This is a genomic window from Nocardia anocheti, from assembly GCF_029675105.1.
Taxonomy (GTDB): domain Bacteria; phylum Actinomycetota; class Actinomycetes; order Mycobacteriales; family Mycobacteriaceae; genus Nocardia.
On the sequence record NZ_JAQQFV010000005.1, the window covers coordinates 383,674 to 405,031 of the forward strand.

Consider the following 21,358-nt stretch of genomic DNA (forward strand, 5'->3'; position numbering starts at 1 on the left):
GTCTGTTACCTCTTCGTTATGTGGTCGAGATCACCGTGAAATCGTGACCCCGGTCACCGAATTCGACTGATCCGGAGCCGGTGGTGAGTTTTAGGTGACGTACATCACATGCGATGGTCTTCGCGTGCCCCCGGCGCCGCCCAAGATCGCCTTCGGTCCCCGAAAAAGCCGGGTTGACCAGCCGATTTGGCATCAGCGCTCACCCGTGTGTAATGTTGTATTCACCGACGCGGGGTGGAGCAGCTCGGTAGCTCGCTGGGCTCATAACCCAGAGGTCGCAGGTTCAAATCCTGTCCCCGCTACAAAGATAAGGCCCGGAACCACCAGGTTCCGGGCCTTCTTCTTGTCACCGGCCGGTCAAGACCGACGCAATGTCACCTCGAAGCCCTCGGTGGTGCGCAGGGTGAATTCGGCGGTGTTCGAGGTCGCCATGATGTTGGCGGCGCGGTCCGCGCCGGTGACGCGCTCGACGACGGCGCGCAGCGCGGGGGACAGGGCGTTCCACCGGTCCTCGGGGGATTGCAGCAGGCCGTGATAGACGCGCGGGGTGTCCGACAGGCCGTCGGGCTGCCAGCCGAAGCGGGGCGTGCTCGCCAGGAACATGCTCAAGTCCGTGCATTCGGCGCGCAGGCACAGCCGCATCGGCATCACGTCGTCGGCGTAGTCGTAGTCGCGCAGGCTCATCGTCCAACCCGCCGGATCGCGATGGTCGTAGCCGACGCCGGTGGGCGGGGCCAGGGTCAGGCCGGAGGTGTCGCCGGGACGATTGTCGAGCGGATCGGCGGTCAGCGGGCGGTCGGTGGCGGTGAACGACCAGGCGTCGTCCTCGATCGGCTTGTGCCAGTACCCGGTGCGGCCATCCCGGCGACCCTCCACCCGCAGTTCGCGCTGTTCGGAGCGACCGCCGGTGGTGTGCACGCTGATCGTCGAGGTGATCTCGCCGGGGATCTTCGGCTGGCGCACCCACGCCGGGGGCGGCAGATGGATGCCGGTGTACTGCGGGAAGAACGGACGCAGGAATTCGAATTGCCCGACCCAGGCGTCGAAATTGGTGGGTGCCTCCGCGCGATCGGGTTCGTCGCCATAGGTATAGGAGAAGAACAGAGTGTCGGCGCCGGAGATGTCGAAATCCCAGAGCCGGGTGAACATGTCGCCGTATTCGTTGATCACGAACGTCTGCGAACCGGACGCGCTCAGATTCACGGCCTGGAACCGGCCGTCGAGCGGGCCGGGCAGCTCGTAGCTGTAGTCGTCGGCGAACTCGGGCTGGTTCGGGTGCAGCGGATCACTGCCGGGCAGCCACGGATCGAGGATGTGGATGCGATCGCCCTCCGGTGACAGCACGAACACCGTGGTCACCCCGGCACCGCCGACCGGCTGCTGCTTGCCGGTCGGATCGGTCCAGAAACCCTGCTGACGGAACGGGATCAACTGCACGTACTCCGGATCCAGCCACGACAGACTCCACGCGCGTGAGGCGGGCCGGACCCGCGTGCCGGTGGGGTCGAGCCAGATGGGCGAACCGAAACGGGCGGTCCACCACCACAGTTCAGGAGTCTGATCGGCCAGGTCCATGGTGAACACCCGGCCGCCCGGCACCACCGCGACCAGCCTGCTGCGATCCACCGAGATCGAGCTGATGTGCCCGCGCAGGCAGTTGGGCATCGGGGCGATCCGCCAGCCCGACTCGCCCTCGAAGGCCTTCACATAGAGGTTCCCGTCGAGCAGCGCGTACTGCCAGGCCTCGTTGAAACCGCCGCTGGGGGTGCGCATCTCGATGCGGGCGGGCAGCCGTTGCGCGACCCCGGCGGGTGCGAGGGGCATGGTCAGCAGGCCGATCCCGGTATTGGGGAAGTGCATGGGCAGCGGCCAGGCGCCCGCGCGGCCGGGCAGGGTGAGCGCGGCGCAGCTCAGCGGCTCGGGCAGCACGCCGAACGGCCACCACTCGTCGGCCACCGCGGCAGGGCTCGTGGCCACCGTCGCCACGGCCAACGCGGCCGCCACCACCCCGGACCAGCCTCGACGCATCAGCGATCACACCTTTCGTCCACCGGGCCCGGACACTCCGGAACCTCGGGCAACACGCAACGATGTGGGGTGGATGCACCCCGATGACCAACGGCGGCTCGATCCGGTGAACAGCGCTGTGGGGCCGCCGAATCGACCGAACCGTACCAGCACCGGTCATCGCGCAGCCATCGAACACGACGAAGCCTGCCCGCGGTGGGGCGGGGGTGGTGAGATCAGAGGGCGCGACCCAGGACCGTGCGCAGATGGTCGACGTCGGCGGGCGCGTTGTCGAGCAGGATCGCCGTGCACAGCCCGTCCGCGGCGGCCACGAGCGTCGCGACGGCGCCCGGGTCGTCGGTGAGGGTGGCGCCGAGCTCGGCGATGTTGTCGCGCCAGCGGCGCGCGACCGGGCGCAGGGCGGGGCGGCGGGCGGCCATCGTCGCCAGTTCGCGTTCGGCCAGGGCGCGCTCGCGGCCGGGGCCGCCGGTCTCGGCGATCAGCGCGGCCAGACCGGTGAGCTTGTCGCCGTCACCGTCGATGATGGTCCTGATCCGGGCGGTGTATTCGTCGGCGACGGTGGTCAGGGTGGCGACCAGCAGGTCGTCGAGGGTGGCGAAGTAATAGGTGCTCAGCGAAGTGGTGATGCCCGCCTGCTTCGCGACAGTGCGATGGGTGACACCGGCCGCGCCGTCGCGGGTGACCACGGCGAGGGTCGCCTCGATGATCTCGGCACGGCGCTTCTCGCCACGTACCCGGCGGCCATCGACGTGCTCGTCGGCCATGTCACCTCCTGCTCGCTGACCGACAGGGTAGTCGGACCATCGTTCAAATAGTGACGTCGTGCCGCTCGTGTCCGAGCCGGGGGACGTGGCGAAGCAGGCGCAGGCACAGTACGGTCGTGGCGGCGATGGCGACCCCGGCGACCAGGGCGGCCACGTTCAGGCCGGTGGTGAAGGCCAGGCGCGCCGCCGCGACGGTCTCGGCCGGAAGGTCCTCGGCGAGGGCGATCGTCGCGCCGAGACTGTCTTCGACGGCGGCCGCCGATTCGGGGGAGAGGCTCGCGGGTGTGTCGACCCGGGCACGATAGACCGCCGCGGTCAGGCTGCCGAGCAGCGCGACGCCGACCGCGATGCCCAACTCCTGCACGGTTTCCGACATCGAGGCCGCCGAACCGGACTTCGCCGCCGGTGCCGCGCCGACGACGATGTCGGTGCCCAGCGCCGCGAGGGCGCCGAGGCCGAGATAGACGAACGCGAATCCGATCGCCACCGCCACCTGGTCGTCGAGTCCAGCGGTGGCGAGGAGCCCGTAACCGATCAGCGAGACGCCGAGGGTGGCGCCCATGAGCAGGCCGGGGCGGACACGCCGGGCGAGCAGCGGCGCGCCGACCGCGGCCGCGAACATCGCCAGCGCGGGCGGTCCCATCCACAGCCCGGCCGTGAACGGGGTCAAGCCTTCGACCAATTGCAGGTACTGGGTGACCAGATACATGGCGCCCCCGACGCCGACCAGCCCGATCAGGAGTACGAGCAGCGCGACCGTGAAGGCCCGGTCGGCGAACAGCGACATGTCCAGCAGCGGATCGCGCAGACCCCGCTGACGGCGCACGAACACCGCCCCGGCCGCGATACCCGCCACGGCGAGCACCACCGGGACACCGCCGATACCGTGGGCGGCGATGTCCTTGACCGCGTAGATCACCGGCAGGATCGCCGCCAGCGACAGGCCGACGCTGATCGGATCGAGCCGACCGGCGGCGGGATCGGCGTACTCGGGCAGCAGGACGGGCGCGCCGAGGACGACGACCACCGCGACCGGCACTGCCAACAGGAATGCCGCGCCCCACCAGAACGCGTCGACCAGCACCCCGCCCACGACCGGCCCGGCGGCCATCCCGAGGGCGAACATGGTGGCCCACACCCCGATCGCCACCGCGCGCTGGCGGCTGTCGGGGAACATGTTCGAGATCAGCGACAGCGTCGACGGCATCAGGGTGGCGCCCGCGACGCCGAGCAGGGCCCGCGCGAGGATCAGCGCCTCGGCGGTGGGCGCGAACGCGGCGAGGACCGAGGCGGCGGCGAAGGCGAGCACGCCGATCGTCAGCAGTCGGCGTCGGCCGATGCGGTCGCCCAGGGTGCCCATCGTGATCAGCAGCCCGGCGATGAGGAATCCGTAGGCGTCCATGATCCACAGCAGTTGCGTCCCCGAGGGCGCGAGGTCGGTCGCCATGGTCGGGGCCACGAGGTAGAGCACGGTCACGTCCAGTCCCAGCAGCACCGTCGGCAGGGCCAACAGTCCCAGCCCCGCCCACTGTTTCGCGCCTGCGTGCATCGACAACTCCCGGTTCGCCGCCATGTAGTTGAACGATAGTACAAATAGAACCATCGTTCAACTAGATGTCCGGCGGCGCGATCGACGAAGGCCCGGAACCGAGTGGGTTCCGGGCCTTCGTCGGGGCGGTCAGGCGTCGAGGTCGCTGGCGACGAGTTCGGCGATCTTGTCGAGGGTGGGCTGATCGTCGCTGGTGACGACCACTTCGGCGCCCTGGGCGGCGCCGAGGGTCATGATCATCAGGGCCGAACCCGCGTCGACCGGGTCGCCACCGACCAGGCCGATGGTGACGGGAACGCCTGCCGCGCCGACGGCTTCGGCGATCAGCGCGGCGGGGCGGGCGTGCAGGCCGACCGAGGAGCCGACGGTGACGGTGGTGCTGGCCATGGGATATCTCCTTGTGTGCGAGTGGAACTACGCGGTGGTGGGGACGGGGGAGGCGGTGCGGACGAACTGTTTGGCGAGGGTGACGCAGACGGCGGCGACGACGGTACCCACCAGCAGCGAGACCACGAACCAACCGACATGGCCCATGGCGAAGAACACGAAGATCCCGCCGTGCGGCGCGCTGAGGGTGACGTCGGTGGCCATCACCAGTCCGCCGGTGATCGCGCCGCCGACCATCATCGACGGCAGCACCCGCAGCGGATCGGCCGCGGCGAACGGGATGGCGCCCTCGGAGATGAACGAGGCGCCCAGCAGCCAGGCGGCCTTGCCGTTCTCGCGTTCGGCCTCGGTGTAGAGGCGCGGGCGCAGCACCGTCGACAGGGCCATCGCCAGTGGCGGCACCATGCCCGCGGCCATCACCGCGGCCATGATCCGCAGCGTCGCCGGATCGGTGACCGACAGTCCGGCCACCGCGAACGAATACGCGGCCTTGTTGACCGGGCCGCCGAGGTCGAAGCACATCATCACGCCCAGGATGACACCGAGCGCGATCGCGGAGGTGCCGGACAGGCCGTTGAGCCAGTCGGTGAGCCCGTTGGTCACCGCCGCCAGCGGCTTGCCGAGCAGCACGAACATGGCCACCCCGACGATCAGCGAGGCCAGCAGCGGAATCACCACCACGGGCATCAACCCGCGCGCCCACACCGGCACCGGCAGCTTCGCGACCCCGAGCGCCGCGAACCCGGCGACCAGACCACCCACCAGACCGCCGAGGAAACCCGCCCCGACGAACACCGCGATGGCACCGGCGGTGAAACCCGGCGCCAGGCCGGGCCGATCGGCGATCGCGAAGGCGATGTACCCGGCCAGCGCCGGGACCAGGAAGGCGAAGGCGAGCGCGCCGATCTGATAAAGGACGGCACCGAAGTAGGTGGCCAGGCCGCCGTCGGGGAGATCGGTGAGCGAGTTGTCCAGCACGATCGTCTTGGCGGTGTCGGAGATCTCGTAGCCACCGAGCAGGAAGCTCAGCGCGATGAGCAGCCCGCCCGCCGCGACGAACGGGATCATGTAACTCACGCCGGTCAGCAGGATCTGGCGCAGGCGCGTGCCCCAGCCGATGCCCTTGGCCGCCTGCTCCGGGCCGGGCGCGGTGCCACCGACCGTGGCGGCGCCGGGTGTGGTGCTCGCGGTGACGGCCTCGGCGATCATCGCGTCGGGTTCGTTGATGGCGCGTTTGACGCCCGACTCGACCACCGGCTTGCCCGCGAAGCGGCCCCGCTCCTTCACCCCCACATCGGTGGCGAAGATGACGGCGTCGGCCGCGGCGATGGTGGCGGCGTCGACGGTGTCGCCCCCGCTGGAGCCCTGGGTCTCCACGGTCACCTCGACCCCCGCCCGCTTCCCGGCGGCGACCAGGGAGTCGGCGGCCATATAGGTGTGGGCGATGCCGGTGGGACAGGCGGTGACGGCGACGATCCTGCGGCGAGGTCCCGACGTCCCGGACTGCTTGTCGGTGGAAACCGCACCAGCCGCCCCGTCGGTGCTGTCGGCCGTAGCCGAACCGGAACCGGTTGCGGTGGCACCGGATTCGTCCCCCGCGCCGCCCGCCCGTGACTCGACGGCGCCGGGTACGGCTGTGCCTTCGGCTCCGGTTGCGGCAGCCGCCTCGGTGCCGCCGGTGGCGGCGGTTCCGGTGCCTGTCGTGGCAGCGCCTGCGGCCCGGTTGCCAGGGGTGGCTGGTGGGGCGATGACGTCGTCGACCAGTGCGACGATCTCGGCCGGGGTGGTGGCCGATCGCAGGCTCGCGACGAAGTCGGGGCGGACCAGCGCGCGGGCCAGGGCGGACAGCAGTTTCATGTGTTCGGCGCCCGCGCCGTCCGGGGCGGCGATGAGGAAGACCAGGTCGGCGGGGCCGTCCGGGGCGCCGAAGTCGACCTTCGGGGCGAGGCGGGCGAAGGCCAGCGACGCCGTGGTGACGGCGGCGACGCGGCAATGCGGGATGGCGATGCCGCCGGGGAGTCCGGTGGCCGACTGTGCCTCTCGGGCCAGCGCGGCCGTGCTCACCGCGGTGGCGTCGCTCGCCCGTCCGGCGGCGGCGAGCGTGTTCGCGAGGGCGGTGATGACCGCGTCCTTGTCGGTACCCAGGTTCGTGTCGAGGGTGATCAGGTCGGTGGTGATGATCGAAGCGGCCATCGTGGTGTCTTTCGGGAGTGGGGTGGTGCGGGGTCGGCGGAATCAGTCGGCGCGGGTTGCGGGTGGGGTGGTCGACGGGTCGACGCTGGTCGGCCCCGGTGCTTGCACCCCGTGGCGCCGTTCCGTGGCGGCGACCAGCGGCACTGCGGTGACCAGGTCCAGCGCGATATCGGCGGCGGTCGGCAGTTCGGTGCCCGGCAGGGCCGTGGCGGCGCTGCCGTAGGCGACGGCGTGACGCAGCCGGTCCGCCGGACTCGCACCGGTGAGGTCGGCGAGCAGATATCCGGCCAGTGCCGAATCTCCCGCGCCGACGGTGCTGCGCGGCACGATCGGCGGCGCGGCGGCGAACCAGGCGCCCGCGCCGGTGACCAGCACCGCCCCCGCCGCGCCGAGCGTGGCGAGCACCGCCCCGACACCACGGTCGAGCAGGGCCGACGCGGCCTCGGCGGCGGCCGTCGGGTTCTCCAGGTCGAGTGGATCGCGGCCGGTGAGCTGGGCCAACTCGTCGGTGTTCGGCTTGACGAGATCGGGTGTGCCACCCGGGGATTCACCGAAGAGCGCGAGCAGCGGCGCGTCGGAGGTGTCCACGGCGAGGCGCGGTCGACCACCGTGCGCGGTCCGGCATTGCGACAGGGTGGCGACGAGCCGGGCATACCAGTCCTCGGGCACACCCGGCGGCAGGGAGCCCGACAGCACGATCCACTCCGCGTCGGCGGCCAGCTCGACCAGCAGTGCGGTGAGGGCGGCGAGATCGGGCGCGGTGAGCGGGCGGCCCGGTTCATTGATCTTGGTCGTGGTGCCGTCGGTCTCGGCGATGGTCAGATTGGTGCGGGGTTGGCCGGGCACCGCCACGGTGCGATACGCGATGTCCGCCGCGCGCAGGCCGCTCACCACCGGGTCGTCGTCGGTGCCGGGCAGCACCGCCAGCACCGGTACGCCGTCGCTGGCGACCACACGCGCCACATTGACGCCCTTGCCGCCGGGATGGGAGACGACCCCGCTCGCTCGGTGCACCTGCCCGCGTCGCAGCGGCTCGGTGAGCGTCACCGTCCGGTCGACGCTCGGATTCGCGGTCAGCGTGACGATCATGCGAGCACCACCTGGATACCGGCGGCGACCAACTCCGCGTGCGTGCTCGGCGGAATATCGGAGTCGGTGACGAGCACGTCGATGTCCTCGACGGTGCCGAAGCGGACGAAGTCCTCGCGGCCGATCTTGCCCGTGTCGGCGACGACCACCACCCGGTCTGCCGCGGCGATCATCGCGCGTTTCACCGCCGCCTCCTCCGGATCGGGGGTCGACAGGCCGTGGCGCAGGGTGAGCGCGTTGGTGCCGAGGAAGGCGACGTCGACCCGCAGCTCGCCGAGCAACCGCAGGGTCTCGGCGCCCACCGCCGCCTGGGTGACTCCGCGCACCCGCCCGCCGAGCAACTGCACCCGCACCCCGGCGAAACCGGTGAGCCGGGTGGCGATCGGCAGGGAATTGGTGACGGCGACGAGGTCCAGGTCGGCGGGCAGAGCCGCGGCGACGCGGGCGGTGGTGGTGCCCGCGTCGAACAGCGCGCTGCCGCCCGCGGCGGGCAGGAACGGCAGGGCGCTCGCGGCGATGCGGTCCTTCTCGGCCGCGCGGGTGCCCTCGCGTTCGGCCGTGCCCAGCTCGATGGTGGTGAGCGCCCCCGCGCCGACCGCGCCCCCGTGCACGCGCCGGATCAGCCCGAGCCGGTCGAGGACCGCCAGGTCGCGGCGCACGGTCTCGGTGGTCACCCCGTACCGGTCGGCGAGCTCGGCGACGGAGACGCGTCCGCGGTCCCCGATCATGGCCGCGATCGCCTGCTGCCGTTCCTCGGCGTACATGGGTTCCTCCTGCTCAGTGAATCTGTACTCATGTTGTTTTATGCCCGTTTATGTGGCTTTGTCAATGGATTTTCGTGAGCCGAGTCACAATCGTTGCTGAGGTGAACGTGTCGGTCATCACCCCGCCGGGCGACCCGTGACCGGTATCACCGCGAGAAGCGATGCAGGTCAACGGGATTCGGAGGAGTCGTCACGTCGCTGTTACGCGCCCCGTCGGCGATCGACACGTCCGCGGGTGAGGCTGACCCGCATGAGGCGATTCGCAGTGCGACCCCGTGTCACGGCGCTGGCCTGCGAGGTGTGCGGGCGGTTGCCGCATCCCCGGCGCAGACGGCTGGCGCTGGCCAAACTCGCGGCGGTGTTCCCGGTGGAGCTGGCGCTGCACGCGCTGGTCATCCACCTGCACCCGCCCTATCTGCTGACGGTCGCGCTGCTCACCGTCATCACCACCATCCTGGTGATCTGGGTGGTCGAGCCCTCGGCCATGCGCGTGCTCGGCAGCTGGCTGCACGGTCCCGAGCTACGCCACCGCGACCGGATCGACGGGGCGCCCGCGCTGTGGCGCCTGCGGGTGCGGCTGGCCGACCGGCCCGGCGCCCTGGAAACGCTGGCCAAACAGCTGGCCCAGCGCGAGGTCAACATCCTGACCGTGCACGTGCACCAGCTCGAGGACGCGGTACTCGACGAACTCGTCGTCGCCGCGCCCGCCGACGTCACGGTGCACAGCATCACCTCGGCCGTGGTCCAGGCCGGTGGTTCGGGGGTGCGGGTGTGGCCCGCCTCGGTGCTCTCGCTGATCGACGGGCAGACCAAGGCGCTCACGATCGCCGCGCGCATCGTCGGCGATCCGGACGAATTACCCTTGGCCGTCGCGGAACTGCTCGGGGCGAGCTATCTGGCGCCCGGCACCCCCGCTGGCGCGGAGACGGCCGAGGGCACGGTGTTGACGCTGCGCGGGGAGGAGCGACGGTGGGAATTCGCCCGCCCGGACGAACCGTTCACGCCCGCCGAGATCGCTCGCGCGCACCGGCTGGCGGATCTGGCGGCGCTCACCGTCCGGCGGCGCTGAGGCTCAATCGAATCCGAGATCGGCGGTGAGCGGATCGCGCAGGGCGCCCTCGGCCGCGCGCAGCCGGTCGGTGACGGAGGTGAGCAGGTCCATGGAGTCCTGGGAAAGGCCGAGGGCGAGCCGGGTCAGCCGACGGGTGGCGGCGCACTTGATGCGCTCGGCCAGCAGGGCGTCCGGGTCGGCGGGTGCGGCCGAGTGTTCGACGACGGTCACGACAGGGGCACTCACAATCTCGGAACGCGCTGGGAGGATACGCGGCTGCCTACTTTCGAGTATGACGCACCTTACATCCACCCTGCGGTCCATGACCCCCGGCAGGCATGGGAAAGTTCAGCGATGAGTCAGTTCGCCGACTATCAGAACGAGATCTACCTGGCCGCCCTGGGTGGTGTCCAGCCCGATTTCCCCATGGACTACGCCACCCTCGAGCGCAAGGCCGCGGCCGCGCTGCCCGAGACCCTGCTCAATTACATCGCCGGTGGCGCGGGCGACGAGCTCACTCAGCGCCGCAACGCCGAGGCGTTCGCCGACTGGGGTCTGGTGCCGCGCATGCTGGTCGGCGCCACCGAACGCGACCTCACCGTCACCGCGTTCGGCCACACCTTCGCCAGCCCGCTGTTCCTGGCGCCGGTCGGGGTGATCGGCCTGGTCGGCGAGAACGGGCACGGTGATATCGCGGTGGCGAAGGCGTCGGCGGAAACCGGTGTGCCCGCGATGTATTCGACGCTGATGGAGGACCCGCTCGAGGACGTGCGTCCGCACGCGGGCGACACCCCCTCCTTCTTCCAGCTCTACACCCCCAAGAATCGCGAGCTGGCCGAGAGCCTGGTCCGTCGCGCCGAGGCCGCGGGCTACGCGGGCATCACCGTCACCCTCGACACCTGGGTGCCCGGCTGGCGCCCGCGCGATCTGGCCAGCGGCAACTTCCCGCAGCTGCGCGGCCACGTGCTGAAGAACTACACCAGTGACCCGGTGTTCCAGCAGATGGTCGGCTCCGACGACCCCAAGCTGATCGTGCTGCACTGGATCGCGACCTTCGGCAACTCGCTGACCTGGGACGATCTGACCTGGCTGCGTTCGCTGACCGAGCTGCCGATCATCCTCAAGGGCATTTCCCACCCCGAGGACGCCCGCAAGGCCATCGATTTCGGCGCCGACGGTATCTACTGCTCCAATCACGGTGGGCGCCAGGCCAACGGCGGGCTCAGCGCGCTGGAGACCCTGCCCGATGTCGTCGCGGCCTGCGACGACCGGGTGCCGGTGCTGTTCGACTCCGGAGTGCGCTCCGGCACCGATGTGGTCAAGGCGCTGGGCCTGGGCGCGACGATGGTCGGTATCGGCAGGCCCTACGTCTACGGTCTGGCGCTGGGCGGGGTGCGCGGGCTGGTGCACGTGCTGCGTGGCTACGCCGCCGAGGCCGACCTGCTCATGGCCGTCAACGGCTATCCGAACGTGGCCGCGGTGCGCGCGAACATCCGGCCGACCACCCGGGGCAACGCCGCGCGCGGCTGAGCCGACGGGCCCCGGACACCCGCGGCGGGAGCGGTTTTCGGGGCCCGGTGACGGGCTCGGGCGGAACATGTCGGTGCCGTGCGGCATCATCGGTGCACACCACGCAGATATACGCACCAACCTCCCGGAGTCCACGATGTCCTCGCCGAGCACCAAGTCCGCGTCCCGCCGATCCGCCCCGCAGATTCTGTCCGAGGCCGAGCTCGCGCGCATCGCGGGCGAGCTGGCCGAGGGCAAACCACCGATGGTGTGGTTCACCGCCGCCGCCGTCGGTGTGGCCGAAGGGAAGTCGGGCAAGGTCGTCGCGCTGGGCGACCCGGCCGACGGTGACTTCCTGCAGGTACGCCCCACCGGTTCCAAAGATGTGCTCTCGTTCGGCCCGAGCGAAGTGACGCTGACCAAACCGGCTCGTGGCGCCGCCGCGGCGCCGAGCAATCGAAAGGACACCACCGTGACCCAGCCGTCGACCCAGCCGAGCGCCGCCCCGACGCCGCCCCGGTCGCTCGCGCCGGTACCCGACGCGGCGCCGACGCCCGCGGCCAAGTCGACTCCAGCCGCCGCGCCCGCCGCGCCCGCGCCCGCCGCCCGTCCGGCCAAGGCGCCCGCGGCGCGCAAGGCCAAGGCGCCCGAGGTGACCGTCACCCTCACCGGGACCGCCGACGGGGAGTGGACCGTCGATGTGGTCAACGGCAAGAAGCGCAGTGTGAAGGGGATGGCCGTCACCAGCGCGGCGGTCGCGCAGGCGGCCAAGATCCTGCACCCGGAGGTCGCCGAGGTGGTCGCCGGAATCCTGGAGGCGGCCAGGGGCGCCCAGCAGCAGAAGGTCGAGCAGTTGCAGGCCGAACTGGAGGCGGCCAAAAGGCTCCTCGCCGAACTCGGTGACTGACTGACGGCCCTCGCGCCCCGGCTACACCGCCGTGCTGGTCGGCTTCGCGGTGTGGAGCAGGCTGGGGCGCAGGGGCTTTCGGAGATCGTCGTGGAAGGCCAGGCCGAGCCCGTACTCCTTCGCGTGGTACATGGCGGCGTCGGCGCGGCGCAGCAGGTCGTAGATGGTGGTGTCGGTGGGCCGGGTGGTCAGACAGGCCACGCCGATGCTGGCGGTGACGGGGATCTCGCCGCAGCTCAGGTCGAACGGGCGGACGAAGGCGCCGAGCAGCTGTTCGGCCAGGACGGCGGCCTCGGCTCTGGTGCGGGGTGCGAGCACCACGAACTCGTCGCCGCCGTAGCGGGCCGTGACGTCGGCGCGGCGGGTGGTGCGGCGGATCCTGGAGGCGGCGTTGGCGATGAGTTCGTCGCCGACGGCGTGGCCGTAGCTGTCGTTGACACGTTTGAAGCCGTCCAGGTCGATGAACAACAGGCACAACGGTTTTCCGGCCCACTCCGCGCGGTGTCGGTGCGGGGCACGCAGCAGCGCGCCGCGGTTGAACAGGCCGGTGAGCAGGTCGTGGTCGGCCTGGTACTGGGCGCGGCGTTCGCTGCGCAGGCTGCGGGCGATGGCGCGCTCGCTGCGCACCAGCACACCCACCAGCAGCAGGGTGAGCAGTAGGCCGATCACCACCCGATCGCCCGGTCCGAGATCGGCGCCGACCACGCTCACCAGCGACGCGGCCACCAGCGCCACGGCGATGGCGCCCGCGCGCCTGCGGGAACGGTGGGGATGCACCTCGCCGACGTGGTACAGCGTGCCCATGCTGGGTTGCAGCGCGGCCAGCCCGGCGAGCAGATACGCCCATTGCTGCGGCACCGCGGCCAGCTCGCTGTCGATGACGAGTGTGCCCGCCGCCGCGAGACTTTCGGTGAGCCCGCCGACCAGCACGGCGACCATCGCCGCCTGCAGCAGCCGCAGCGAGGTCGCCGAACCGACCACGGTGGCCAGCGAATGCGCCAGCACCGTCAGCAGGACCGCGTGGACCACCGGATAGCTCGCGGCGAAGGACGTGTCGAGCCCGATGCCGTGACGCAGGATCGGGGAGATCAGGAAGGTCCACGAAGCCAGCAGCGCGCTGAGCCCGATGAGGGTGGAATCCAGCCACAGATCCCGCGCGTTGCCGAAGCGGCGCGGTTGGAGCCATCCCACCGCCGCGATCCCCAGGCACAGGTAGGCGGCCAGCGTGCACAGGTCGTCGGCCGGGTGCCAGGCCGCGTGCACACCCAGCTCCCGAATCGCGGTGCCCAGGGCGAACAGTGGCACGGAGGCGGCCAGCAGGTACCAGGGCGCCCGATGGACGGGGCGATGCCGACGCAGCCCGTAGCCGATCATCGCCAGGCTGCCCGCCACGATCACGATGAGCAGCGAGAACGACAGCGGCCGCGCGCCGAGCAGTGGGGCGAGCAGGACGGCCCCCGCCGCCCCGAGCGGTACCGCGTACCACCGCAGGCTGCCGTGGCGTGTCTCGCTGATGGTCATCAGCCCCCCTCGTCCTGCTAACCTGCGCACGCGACAAGCGCCGATCGAACGTGTGGCCGGTGGATGCTCGCGAGTTCCGGTCGAGGAGCACCGGGTGGTGTTGTCCGAGCGAAATCCCCAGCCGGCTCGCGCCGACGCTCAAAACTTGACAACTCCGTCGATCATGACACGTTCGACGGCGTGTTGTCGCCCTGTTGTCCGGTTTGCCGGATACCGATTTCGCCCCGAGAGAAGGGACTGCCGTGGACAGGTGGATCGCGCCGGGCCGGGTGAACATCATCGGCGAGCACACCGACTACAACGACGGCTTCGTCCTGCCGATCGCGCTGTCGCTCGGCGTCGTCTGCGCCGCCGAGGGCCGTCCCGATCGGCGGGTCCGGCTCACCTCCGCGCAGCGGCCCGGCGAGACCGTCGACCTGGCGCTGGATGATCTTGCGGCACAGCGAGATCGGCTACCTGGCTGGGCACGGTATCCGCTCGGGGTGGTGCACGAGTTCGGTCGCCGTGGGCACACGCTCGATGGCGTGCGCCTAGACCTCGACGGCGCCGTGCCGATCGGGGCCGGGCTGTCGTCCTCGGCCGCCCTGTGCTGCGCGGTGACGCTCGCGCTGCGCGACCTGTTCGCCCCCGAACTGGGCGAACGCGCCCTGATCGACATCGCCCGCGCCGCGGAGAACCGCTTCGCGGGAGTGCCGACCGGCCTGCTCGACCAGTCGGCCTCGATCCTGTGCACCGAGGGCCACGCGCTGTTCCTCGACGTGCGCGCCTTCACCGCGGCGAACGACATTGCCACCGAACAGATTCCGTTCGACCTCGCCGCACACGACCTGACGCTGCTGGTCACCGACACCGGTCACCCCCACGACCTGTCCGACGGTGGGTACGCCGAACGTCGCGCCCAGTGCGAGGCGGCCGCCACCGCGCCGGGGCTGCCGTCCCTGCGCGACGCGACCACCGACGATCTGTCCCGTCTGGCCGACGAGGTGTTGCGGCGCAGGGCGACTCACGTCGTCACCGAAAACGCCCGCGTCCGCGCGGTCGCCGAACGGTTGCGCACGGGTGCCGACCCGCGTGTCGTCGGACCACTGCTCACCGCCTCGCACGCTTCGCTGCGTGACGATTTCGAAGTCTCCACGCCCGCACTGGATCTCGCGGTCTCCGCCGCCCTGGACAGCGGCGCACACGGCGCCAGGATGATCGGCGGCGGGTTCGGCGGCAGCGTCCTGGCCCTGATCGACAGCCCGGCGACGGAGCGTGTCCACACCGCGATCCTGGACCGTTTCGCCGCCGCGGACCTCGCCGCGCCGCGCGTGTTCACCGTCGAACCCGCCGCTGGGGCACGCAAACTGGAATGAGCGGTTGCCGCATCGGCCTGGCCGATTCCTGGGACGACATCGCCGCCCGGCGCGCACAGTAGAAGTACCACACTGTTCGACGGGCACCGCCGCACGACGACGCTACGGCTCCGCGCCCGGTTCGAGGGCAGGAGAAACACGCTGTGCCACTCGCCGTTTCCACCACCACACTCGACGCCTCGGCCCTGCGGCTCGACGCCGCACCGGTCGACTACGCGCTGGTCGCACTGTATTTCGTCTTCGTCCTCGGGATCGGACTGATCGCCCGGCGCCGGGTGTCCACCAGTGTCGACTTCTTCCTGTCCGGTCGTTCGCTGCCCGCCTGGGTGACCGGGCTGGCGTTCATCTCCGCCAATCTGGGCGCGGTGGAGATCATGGGCATGTCCGCCAACGGCGCCCAGTACGGGTTTCCCACCTTCAACTACTTCTGGATCGGCGCCGTCCCGGCCATGCTGTTCCTCGGCGTGGTGATGATGCCGTTCTACTACGGCTCCAAGGTGCGCTCGGTGCCGGAGTTCATGCGCAAGCGGTTCGGCACCGGCGCGCACCTGGTGAACGCGTTGAGTTTCGCGCTCGCGCAGGTGCTGATCGCGGGGGTGAACCTCTATCTGCTGGGCACCATCGTCAATGTGCTGCTGGGTTGGCCGCTGTGGATCTCGGTGGTGGTCGCCGCGGCGATCGTGCTGTCGTATGTGACCCTCGGCGGGCTCTCGGCCGCGATCTACAACGAGGTGCTGCAGTTCTTCGTCATCGTGGCGGCGCTGCTGCCGTTGACCCTGGTGGGCCTGCATCGCGTCGGCGGCTGGGATGGTTTGCGCGACAAGGTGACCGCGTCACCGGGTGGCGCCGATCAGCTCAACACGTGGCCGGGCAACGCGATGAGCGGGTTCACCGACAACTTCGCTTCCATCCTCGGCATCGTCTTCGGCCTGGGCTTCGTGCTCTCCTTCGGCTACTGGACGACCAATTTCGTGGAAGTGCAGCGCGCTTTGGCGACCCACTCTATCTCGGCCGCGCAGCGCACCCCCATCATCGGTGCCTATCCGAAGATGTTCATCCCGCTGATCGTGGTGATCCCGGGCATGATCAGCGCGGTCCTGGTTCCGCCGATGATCGAGTACAAGCAGCAGGTGTCGGCGAATCCGGACTTCGAGGGCGAGGTCACCTACAACCAGGCACTGCTGTACCTGATGAAAGAGGTGCTGCCCAACGGGCTGCTCGGGGTGGGTTTGGCGGGTCTGCTCGCGGCCTTCATGGCGGGCATGGCGGCCAATGTGTCGGCGTTCAACACCGTGTTCAGCTTCGATCTGTGGCAGCAGTACGTGCGCAAGGACCGCCCCGACGGCTATTACCTGCGGGTCGGTCGGCTCGCGACCGTGGGCGCGACGGTTGCGGCCATCTTCACCGCGTTCATCGCGGGCGGCTTCAGCAATATGATGGACTACCTGCAAACGCTGTTCAGCTTCTTCAACGCGCCGCTGTTCGCGACGTTCATCCTCGGCATGCTGTGGAAGCGGATGACCCCGGCGGCGGGCTGGATCGGCCTGGTCAGCGGCACGCTGGCGGCGGTGTTCGTCTTCCTGCTCAACGAGACCGGGGTGACGAACCTGTCCGGACAGGGCGCCAGTTTCGTGGCCGCCGGTGCCGCGTTCGTGGTCGACATCGCCGTCAGCGTCGCGGTCACCCTGGTGACCAGGCCGAAACCCGCCGCCGAGCTGGTGGGCCTGGTGTACTCGGAGACGCCCAAGGCGCTGCGCACCGATCCCGACGCGGACTCGCTGCCGTGGTATCAGCGGCCCGTGCTGCTGGCCGGGATCGCGCTGGTGCTGGTGATCGCGTTGAACATCGTCGTCGGATAGGGAGTCAGGGCAATGCTTTTCGATATCCGTACCATCATCGGCGCCCTGCTGGGCTGTTACGGCGTGGTACTGGTGGTCACCTCGCTGCTCCAGGACGACGCGGTCCAGTCGGCCAAGACCGGCGGCGTCGACGTGAATCTGTGGGCGGGCCTCGGCATGGCCGCGGTGGCGGTGGTGTTCGTCGGGTGGGCGCTGCTGCGACCGGTGCGTGCCCCCGCGCCCGAGGAACACACGCCGGACCCGTGACGGGTCACGCCTGGTTGGCGCCCGCGATGCCGTCCTCGACCACGAAACTCGCCCGGTCGGTGATCGGCGCACCGGGCCGGGTGACGTACGGGACGACCCGGAAATCGCTGCGCCACCACCGATGATCCAGTTCGACGCGGACGTAACCGCGCTGGCGGTTGTAGAACTTCATATCGGGATTGGCGGCGAGCAGGACGCGGCCGGTGTCGGTGAGGTCCCCGCCGTCACCGCCGGTGGTGATCGAGGTGCCGGTGAACTCGGTCGCCACCACGGCGGACCCGGGATCGCTGTAGTCGCGGCGCAGATCGGCGACGTAGTTCTCGTGGCGGTCACCGGTGATCACCACCAGATTGCCCGCCGCGCGGTCGGCGGCCGCGCCGAGTACGGCATTGCGGTCGGCGACGTAGCCGTCCCAGGCGTCGGTACCCACCAGCAGCGCGGGGCCGGGGTCGTAGTCGGACTGCGCCATCGCGACCTGGTTGCCGAGCACCTGCCAGCGGGCCGGTGAGGTGGCCAGGCCGTCGACGAGCCAATCCCGCTGGGCCGCACCGAGAATCGTGCGGTCCGGGGCGAAGCGCTCGGCGCAGCCGGTGACCGCGGTGCCGTCGCCGCAGGCCAGCGCGGAGCGGTACTGCCGGGTATCGATCATGGTGAACTCGGCCAGGTCGCCGAAACGGTAGCGGCGGTGCAGGTGCAGGCTCGGCCCGATCGGCAGCTGGGCGCGGCGCATCGGCTGGTGCTCGTACATCGCCTGGAAGGCCGCCGCCTTGCGGCGCCGGAACAGCGGGGGCAGACGGTGGATGTCGAAGCCGAGGCCGGGATGCTCACCGGCCCAGTTGTTGTCGACCTCGTGGTCGTCGAGGGTGACCAGCCAGGGGAACGCCGCGTGCGAGGCTTGGAGCGGCGCCTCGGATTTGGCCTGGGCGTAGCGCAGCCGGTAGCCGGTCAGATCCACGGCCTCCCCGGCCAGCTGCGGCGGCATGCTCGCCCCGCGCCGGGCCAGCAGCCAGGAGGTCTCGTAGATGTAGTCGCCCAGGTGCACGACCAGGTCGAGGTCTTCGGCGCCCAGATGCTCGTAGGCGGTGTAGTAGCCCGAACTCCAGGACTGACAGGACGCGAACGCGAACCGCATCCGCGCGGTCGGGCTGTCCGAGGCGGGCGCGGTGCGGGTGCGCCCGACCGGTGAGATCGCCGAACCCACCCGGAAGCGGTAGTGGTACCAGCGGTCCGGGGCGAGCCCGGCGATCTCGGGGTGCACGCTGTGGCCCAGCGCGCGGGTCGCCACCGCCTCACCCCTGGCGACGATCTTCGCGAACCGCTCGTCCTCGGCGACCTCGTAGTCGACGGTGACCGGCGCGACCGGCATCCCGCCGTACCCGTCGGGCGCCAGCGGGTCCGGGGCGAGCTTCGTCCACAGCACGAAGCCGTCCGGTGTCGGCTCGCCCGAGGCGACACCCAGCGAGAACAGGTCACCGCCAGGGCGGCGCGGGGCGGCGAAGCGGGCGCTGCTCGCCGCCGAGGCACCCACCGCGGCCGCGAGCGACCCCGCGACGCCGTAGCGCAGCAGCTGCCTGCGGGATACCGCCATCGCCCGTGGTTCCTTTCGCCGCCGACCGGAGATCACTGTCGATTCTGTCCGGTTTCCGCGCGTGCGGCGAGTGCGATGCGTCCCGGCCCCGCCGGAGGACAGGCCGGGACGCGGTGTCCGCTACTTCGCGGGCGGGGTGAACGGGGCGTTGATGGTGGTGACGTACTGGATCGCCGCCCCGACCGCGACCGGCGCGGCGATGAGGACCTGCCCGGCCAGCGCCCCCAGCGAGCCGACGGCGAGGATGCCCCCGAGGCAGCCCACCGCCGCGGCCGGAATGAACGGACCGAACAGTCCGATGATGGTGGCGGAGGCGACCGTCGCGCCGATGACGCCGCCGAGCACACAGCCGACCGCCGCGCCGCCGATGCCGCCCACCAGCGCGCCGATCGCGGCACCGAGGCTGATCGTGCTGGTCATCCGCGACCAGGCGGCCTGCTCCCGGTCGTACTCCGACTTCCACGGTGCCTTGTCCTCGAAGGGCAGCGCGACCGGCTGGTAGACGGCCTTGGCCATATCCAGTTCGGGGGTGAGGGTGGCGCTGCGGCCGGTGATCTGGGCGGCGATCGGGAACTCGAAGTCGTCGAGACGGAAACGCAACGGGGTCGCGGCGACGGTGGTGCCGTCGGCGGCGAGCACCTTGAACGCGCCGTCCTCGGTGATCAGCGAGCCCGCGTCGGTGGTGATGTGCGAGACGCCGTCGATGGCTTCGGCGGTGAAGCCGATCGGGGCCGGGTCGGCGTGGGCGGTGGTGGCGGTGACGGTGCCCGCGGCGAGCAGGGCGGCGGTGGCCAGGGCGAGCTTGGTGAACGTCATGGTGGTTCCTTCATCCGGGATGTCTACGGGCAGGCGTCATCGCGACGGCACCCGAAGACGGGAAAGTGTGTGGCGGCGCGGCGGTTTCGCCACGCCGAGTAGGGGAGTGGGGTCAGGCGTCGGGGTAGGCGCGCGCGGCCAGGCCGAGTGCGACGTCGACGAGCAGGAAGGCCAGCAGGCTCAGCCCGACGAGCGGAATGAACCAGCCGACACCGACCGCGGCGACGACCAGCGGCACGGCCAGCCACGGCGACGTGCGTCGCAGGACCCCGCGACGCGGCGGCGTGCCGAGCGCGAGCCGGGTCGCCTTGCGGGTGGGCCTGCGCTGCCACCACATGAGGTAGCCGAGCACGGCGACGGTGATCAGGCCGAGCATGATCGCGAGCAGAAGCAGCTGGTTGGGCAGCCCGAACAGCAGACCCATGTGGAAGGCGATGCCCCAGTTGGTGAGCTTGGCCATGAGCGGCCAGTCGGCGTAGGCGAGCCGGTCGGTCACGGTGCCCGTCGCGCCGTCGACCGCGACGGCGTCGATGGTGTAGGTGCCCGGTAGGCGGATCTCCTTGACGACGAACGCCTGCTCCGGCTTACCCGGAATGCTGATCTCGGCGCCCTGGTCGATGCCTTCGGCCTGCGCCACCGCGAAGACCCGGTCGAGCTGGGCGATGATGGCGGTCGGGTCGGCCGGGGCGGGGGCGACGGTGCCCGCGCTGTGGTGGTCACCGCCCGCGGGCTGGGCCGGGCCGGTCGCGCCGGGCAGGGTCGCGGTGACCGCGGGGGTGGTCCAGCTGAGTTCCTGGCGCAGCTTCGTGACGTTCTCGCCCGCGTAGGTCGACCAGGTCATGCCGGTGGCCGAGAGCAGCAGCGCCACCGGCAGCACCCACAGCCCGATCGCGCCGTGCCAGTTCATCTTCCGGCGTCGGGGCTGGGACAGGTCGGGCGTCAGCAGCCAGCGTGCCTGGTTGCGGGCGCGGCGCTTGCGTACCCGGTGCACCCACAGCACCAGGCCGAACAGCGCGATCACCCACAGCCAGGACGCGGCCAGCTCGCTGTAGAGCCTGCCCGGTTCACCCAGGTGCAGGCTGCGATGGAATTCGCTGAGCCACGCCCGCAGCGGCAGCGCGCCGCCACTGCCGTAGACGACGGCCTCGCCCACCGGCTGCGCGGTGTGCGGGTCGACGAAGACCGAGAGCCGCTCGGAATCGCCGAGCGACGGGTCGTTGAACAGCACGCGGGTGGTGTCACCCTGGCCGGGTGCCGGGGCGACGGCGACCGGAGTGAGATCCGGTCGGGCGGAGACGGCGGCGCCGACCTGGGTCGAGAGGGCCTGGTCGGGGCCGGTGGTGTCGACCTGGAGCAGATCGCGCGAGACGATCTGCTCGAGCGTCGGCGCGATCGCGTAGAGCGCGCCGGTGAACGCCGCGACGAGGATGAACGGGGCGACGAAGATCCCCGCGTAGAAATGCAGGCGCAGGGCCAGCGGCGCCAGGCGCACGGCCCGGCGTCTGCCGGGCGGAGGGGTTGCCGAGGTCTCGACCTCGACCGGACGGGTGTCCGTGATGCTCATGATGATTCGTTTCTGCCAGGGCTGGAGCCCGGTGGCGCGCGTGATGACCCGACGACGGATCGTGCGCACCGGACCTGGCCAGCGCTGTCCACGCCGCGAAGCTCGCGGCCGATCCCGCATCGTCGACAGTGCCCATGGGACACGTCAGGGGTCGGCCGGGAGACCCGG

General features: G+C 70.7%; 18 protein-coding genes and 1 tRNA gene. 7 read left to right on the top strand and 12 right to left on the bottom strand.

Annotated features, from left to right (window positions below; translation table 11 throughout):
• Nucleotides 1–228: 228 nt before the first annotated feature.
• Nucleotides 229–302 (top strand) — tRNA-Met (locus tag QC180_RS15710).
• Nucleotides 303–357: 55 nt separating this feature from the next.
• On the opposite strand, the gene QC180_RS15715 is transcribed toward QC180_RS15710, so the two are convergent.
• From QC180_RS15715 to QC180_RS15745, 7 genes are all read right to left on the bottom strand, one after another.
• Nucleotides 358–2,028 carry a hypothetical protein gene (locus tag QC180_RS15715; RefSeq protein WP_278263470.1) on the bottom strand — a complete coding sequence of 557 codons (1,671 nt, stop codon included), beginning with the start codon at nucleotides 2,026–2,028 and terminating at the stop codon, nucleotides 358–360.
• A gap of 215 nt (nucleotides 2,029–2,243) precedes the next feature.
• A complete protein-coding gene (locus QC180_RS15720) occupies nucleotides 2,244–2,792 on the bottom strand; it encodes a TetR/AcrR family transcriptional regulator (RefSeq protein WP_278263471.1) in 549 nt (182 codons plus the stop codon).
• Between the two features lie 43 nt (nucleotides 2,793–2,835).
• Nucleotides 2,836–4,365, bottom strand: a complete 1,530-nt coding sequence (locus tag QC180_RS15725) for an MFS transporter (protein WP_278263472.1) — start codon at nucleotides 4,363–4,365, stop codon at nucleotides 2,836–2,838.
• 105 nt (nucleotides 4,366–4,470) lie between these two features.
• On the bottom strand, nucleotides 4,471–4,728 hold the full coding sequence (locus tag QC180_RS15730; RefSeq protein WP_278263473.1) for an HPr family phosphocarrier protein: 258 nt from the start codon (nucleotides 4,726–4,728) through the stop codon (nucleotides 4,471–4,473).
• A gap of 27 nt (nucleotides 4,729–4,755) precedes the next feature.
• Nucleotides 4,756–6,921, bottom strand: coding sequence for a PTS fructose transporter subunit IIABC (locus QC180_RS15735; protein ID WP_278263474.1), 2,166 nt, complete (start codon nucleotides 6,919–6,921; stop codon nucleotides 4,756–4,758).
• A gap of 42 nt (nucleotides 6,922–6,963) precedes the next feature.
• Nucleotides 6,964–8,010 carry a 1-phosphofructokinase family hexose kinase gene (locus QC180_RS15740; protein WP_278263475.1) on the bottom strand — a complete coding sequence of 349 codons (1,047 nt, stop codon included), beginning with the start codon at nucleotides 8,008–8,010 and terminating at the stop codon, nucleotides 6,964–6,966.
• Nucleotides 8,007–8,774, bottom strand: coding sequence for a DeoR/GlpR family DNA-binding transcription regulator (locus tag QC180_RS15745; RefSeq protein WP_278263476.1), 768 nt, complete (start codon nucleotides 8,772–8,774; stop codon nucleotides 8,007–8,009). The genes QC180_RS15740 and QC180_RS15745 overlap by 4 nt, the downstream gene beginning before the upstream one ends.
• Nucleotides 8,775–9,024: 250 nt before the next feature.
• Between QC180_RS15745 and QC180_RS15750 the strand changes: the two genes are divergently transcribed.
• Nucleotides 9,025–9,843 (top strand): ACT domain-containing protein, encoded by an 819-nt coding sequence (locus QC180_RS15750; protein WP_278263477.1) that lies wholly within the window; start codon nucleotides 9,025–9,027, stop codon nucleotides 9,841–9,843.
• A gap of 3 nt (nucleotides 9,844–9,846) precedes the next feature.
• On the opposite strand, the gene QC180_RS15755 is transcribed toward QC180_RS15750, so the two are convergent.
• Nucleotides 9,847–10,056: a hypothetical protein gene (locus tag QC180_RS15755; RefSeq protein ID WP_278263478.1), complete on the bottom strand. Its 210-nt coding sequence runs from the start codon at nucleotides 10,054–10,056 to the stop codon at nucleotides 9,847–9,849.
• A gap of 123 nt (nucleotides 10,057–10,179) precedes the next feature.
• Between QC180_RS15755 and QC180_RS15760 the strand changes: the two genes are divergently transcribed.
• Nucleotides 10,180–11,355 carry an alpha-hydroxy-acid oxidizing protein gene (locus tag QC180_RS15760; RefSeq protein WP_278263479.1) on the top strand — a complete coding sequence of 392 codons (1,176 nt, stop codon included), beginning with the start codon at nucleotides 10,180–10,182 and terminating at the stop codon, nucleotides 11,353–11,355.
• A 136-nt stretch (nucleotides 11,356–11,491) separates the two neighbouring features.
• Nucleotides 11,492–12,241: a DUF6319 family protein gene (locus tag QC180_RS15765; RefSeq protein ID WP_278263480.1), complete on the top strand. Its 750-nt coding sequence runs from the start codon at nucleotides 11,492–11,494 to the stop codon at nucleotides 12,239–12,241.
• 21 nt (nucleotides 12,242–12,262) lie between these two features.
• Here QC180_RS15765 and QC180_RS15770 read toward each other — a convergent pair whose 3' ends face one another.
• Nucleotides 12,263–13,762: a GGDEF domain-containing protein gene (locus tag QC180_RS15770; RefSeq protein WP_278263481.1), complete on the bottom strand. Its 1,500-nt coding sequence runs from the start codon at nucleotides 13,760–13,762 to the stop codon at nucleotides 12,263–12,265.
• Between the two features lie 242 nt (nucleotides 13,763–14,004).
• On the opposite strand from QC180_RS15770, the gene galK reads away from it, so the two are divergent.
• From galK to QC180_RS15785, 3 genes are all read left to right on the top strand, one after another.
• A complete protein-coding gene (gene galK, locus QC180_RS15775; RefSeq protein WP_278263482.1) occupies nucleotides 14,005–15,117 on the top strand; it encodes a galactokinase in 1,113 nt (370 codons plus the stop codon).
• A 143-nt stretch (nucleotides 15,118–15,260) separates the two neighbouring features.
• Nucleotides 15,261–16,976 (top strand): sodium:solute symporter family protein, encoded by a 1,716-nt coding sequence (locus tag QC180_RS15780; protein WP_278263483.1) that lies wholly within the window; start codon nucleotides 15,261–15,263, stop codon nucleotides 16,974–16,976.
• 12 nt (nucleotides 16,977–16,988) lie between these two features.
• Nucleotides 16,989–17,222 (top strand): hypothetical protein, encoded by a 234-nt coding sequence (locus QC180_RS15785; protein WP_278263484.1) that lies wholly within the window; start codon nucleotides 16,989–16,991, stop codon nucleotides 17,220–17,222.
• 4 nt (nucleotides 17,223–17,226) lie between these two features.
• Here QC180_RS15785 and QC180_RS15790 read toward each other — a convergent pair whose 3' ends face one another.
• The 3 genes from QC180_RS15790 to QC180_RS15800 form a co-directional block, all read right to left on the bottom strand.
• Nucleotides 17,227–18,810 carry an alkaline phosphatase D family protein gene (locus QC180_RS15790; RefSeq protein WP_278263485.1) on the bottom strand — a complete coding sequence of 528 codons (1,584 nt, stop codon included), beginning with the start codon at nucleotides 18,808–18,810 and terminating at the stop codon, nucleotides 17,227–17,229.
• A gap of 120 nt (nucleotides 18,811–18,930) precedes the next feature.
• Nucleotides 18,931–19,626, bottom strand: coding sequence for a DUF8020 domain-containing protein (locus QC180_RS15795; RefSeq protein ID WP_278263486.1), 696 nt, complete (start codon nucleotides 19,624–19,626; stop codon nucleotides 18,931–18,933).
• Between the two features lie 112 nt (nucleotides 19,627–19,738).
• Nucleotides 19,739–21,190, bottom strand: coding sequence for a PepSY-associated TM helix domain-containing protein (locus tag QC180_RS15800; protein ID WP_278263487.1), 1,452 nt, complete (start codon nucleotides 21,188–21,190; stop codon nucleotides 19,739–19,741).
• Nucleotides 21,191–21,358 lie beyond the last annotated feature (168 nt).

Excerpts from the sequence above, each read along its gene's own strand:
- QC180_RS15715 (WP_278263470.1), bottom strand. The coding sequence starts at position 2,028 with ATGCGTCGAGGCTGGTCCGGGGTGGTGGCGGCCGCGTTGGCCGTGGCG.
- QC180_RS15720 (WP_278263471.1), bottom strand. The coding sequence starts at position 2,792 with ATGGCCGACGAGCACGTCGATGGCCGCCGGGTACGTGGCGAGAAGCGC.
- QC180_RS15725 (WP_278263472.1), bottom strand. The coding sequence starts at position 4,365 with ATGGCGGCGAACCGGGAGTTGTCGATGCACGCAGGCGCGAAACAGTGG.
- QC180_RS15730 (WP_278263473.1), bottom strand. The coding sequence starts at position 4,728 with ATGGCCAGCACCACCGTCACCGTCGGCTCCTCGGTCGGCCTGCACGCC.
- QC180_RS15735 (WP_278263474.1), bottom strand. The coding sequence starts at position 6,921 with ATGGCCGCTTCGATCATCACCACCGACCTGATCACCCTCGACACGAAC.
- QC180_RS15740 (WP_278263475.1), bottom strand. The coding sequence starts at position 8,010 with ATGATCGTCACGCTGACCGCGAATCCGAGCGTCGACCGGACGGTGACG.
- QC180_RS15745 (WP_278263476.1), bottom strand. The coding sequence starts at position 8,774 with ATGTACGCCGAGGAACGGCAGCAGGCGATCGCGGCCATGATCGGGGAC.
- QC180_RS15750 (WP_278263477.1), top strand. The coding sequence starts at position 9,025 with ATGAGGCGATTCGCAGTGCGACCCCGTGTCACGGCGCTGGCCTGCGAG.
- QC180_RS15760 (WP_278263479.1), top strand. The coding sequence starts at position 10,180 with ATGAGTCAGTTCGCCGACTATCAGAACGAGATCTACCTGGCCGCCCTG.
- QC180_RS15765 (WP_278263480.1), top strand. The coding sequence starts at position 11,492 with ATGTCCTCGCCGAGCACCAAGTCCGCGTCCCGCCGATCCGCCCCGCAG.
- QC180_RS15770 (WP_278263481.1), bottom strand. The coding sequence starts at position 13,762 with ATGACCATCAGCGAGACACGCCACGGCAGCCTGCGGTGGTACGCGGTA.
- QC180_RS15785 (WP_278263484.1), top strand. The coding sequence starts at position 16,989 with ATGCTTTTCGATATCCGTACCATCATCGGCGCCCTGCTGGGCTGTTAC.
- QC180_RS15790 (WP_278263485.1), bottom strand. The coding sequence starts at position 18,810 with ATGGCGGTATCCCGCAGGCAGCTGCTGCGCTACGGCGTCGCGGGGTCG.
- QC180_RS15795 (WP_278263486.1), bottom strand. The coding sequence starts at position 19,626 with ATGACGTTCACCAAGCTCGCCCTGGCCACCGCCGCCCTGCTCGCCGCG.
- QC180_RS15800 (WP_278263487.1), bottom strand. The coding sequence starts at position 21,190 with ATGAGCATCACGGACACCCGTCCGGTCGAGGTCGAGACCTCGGCAACC.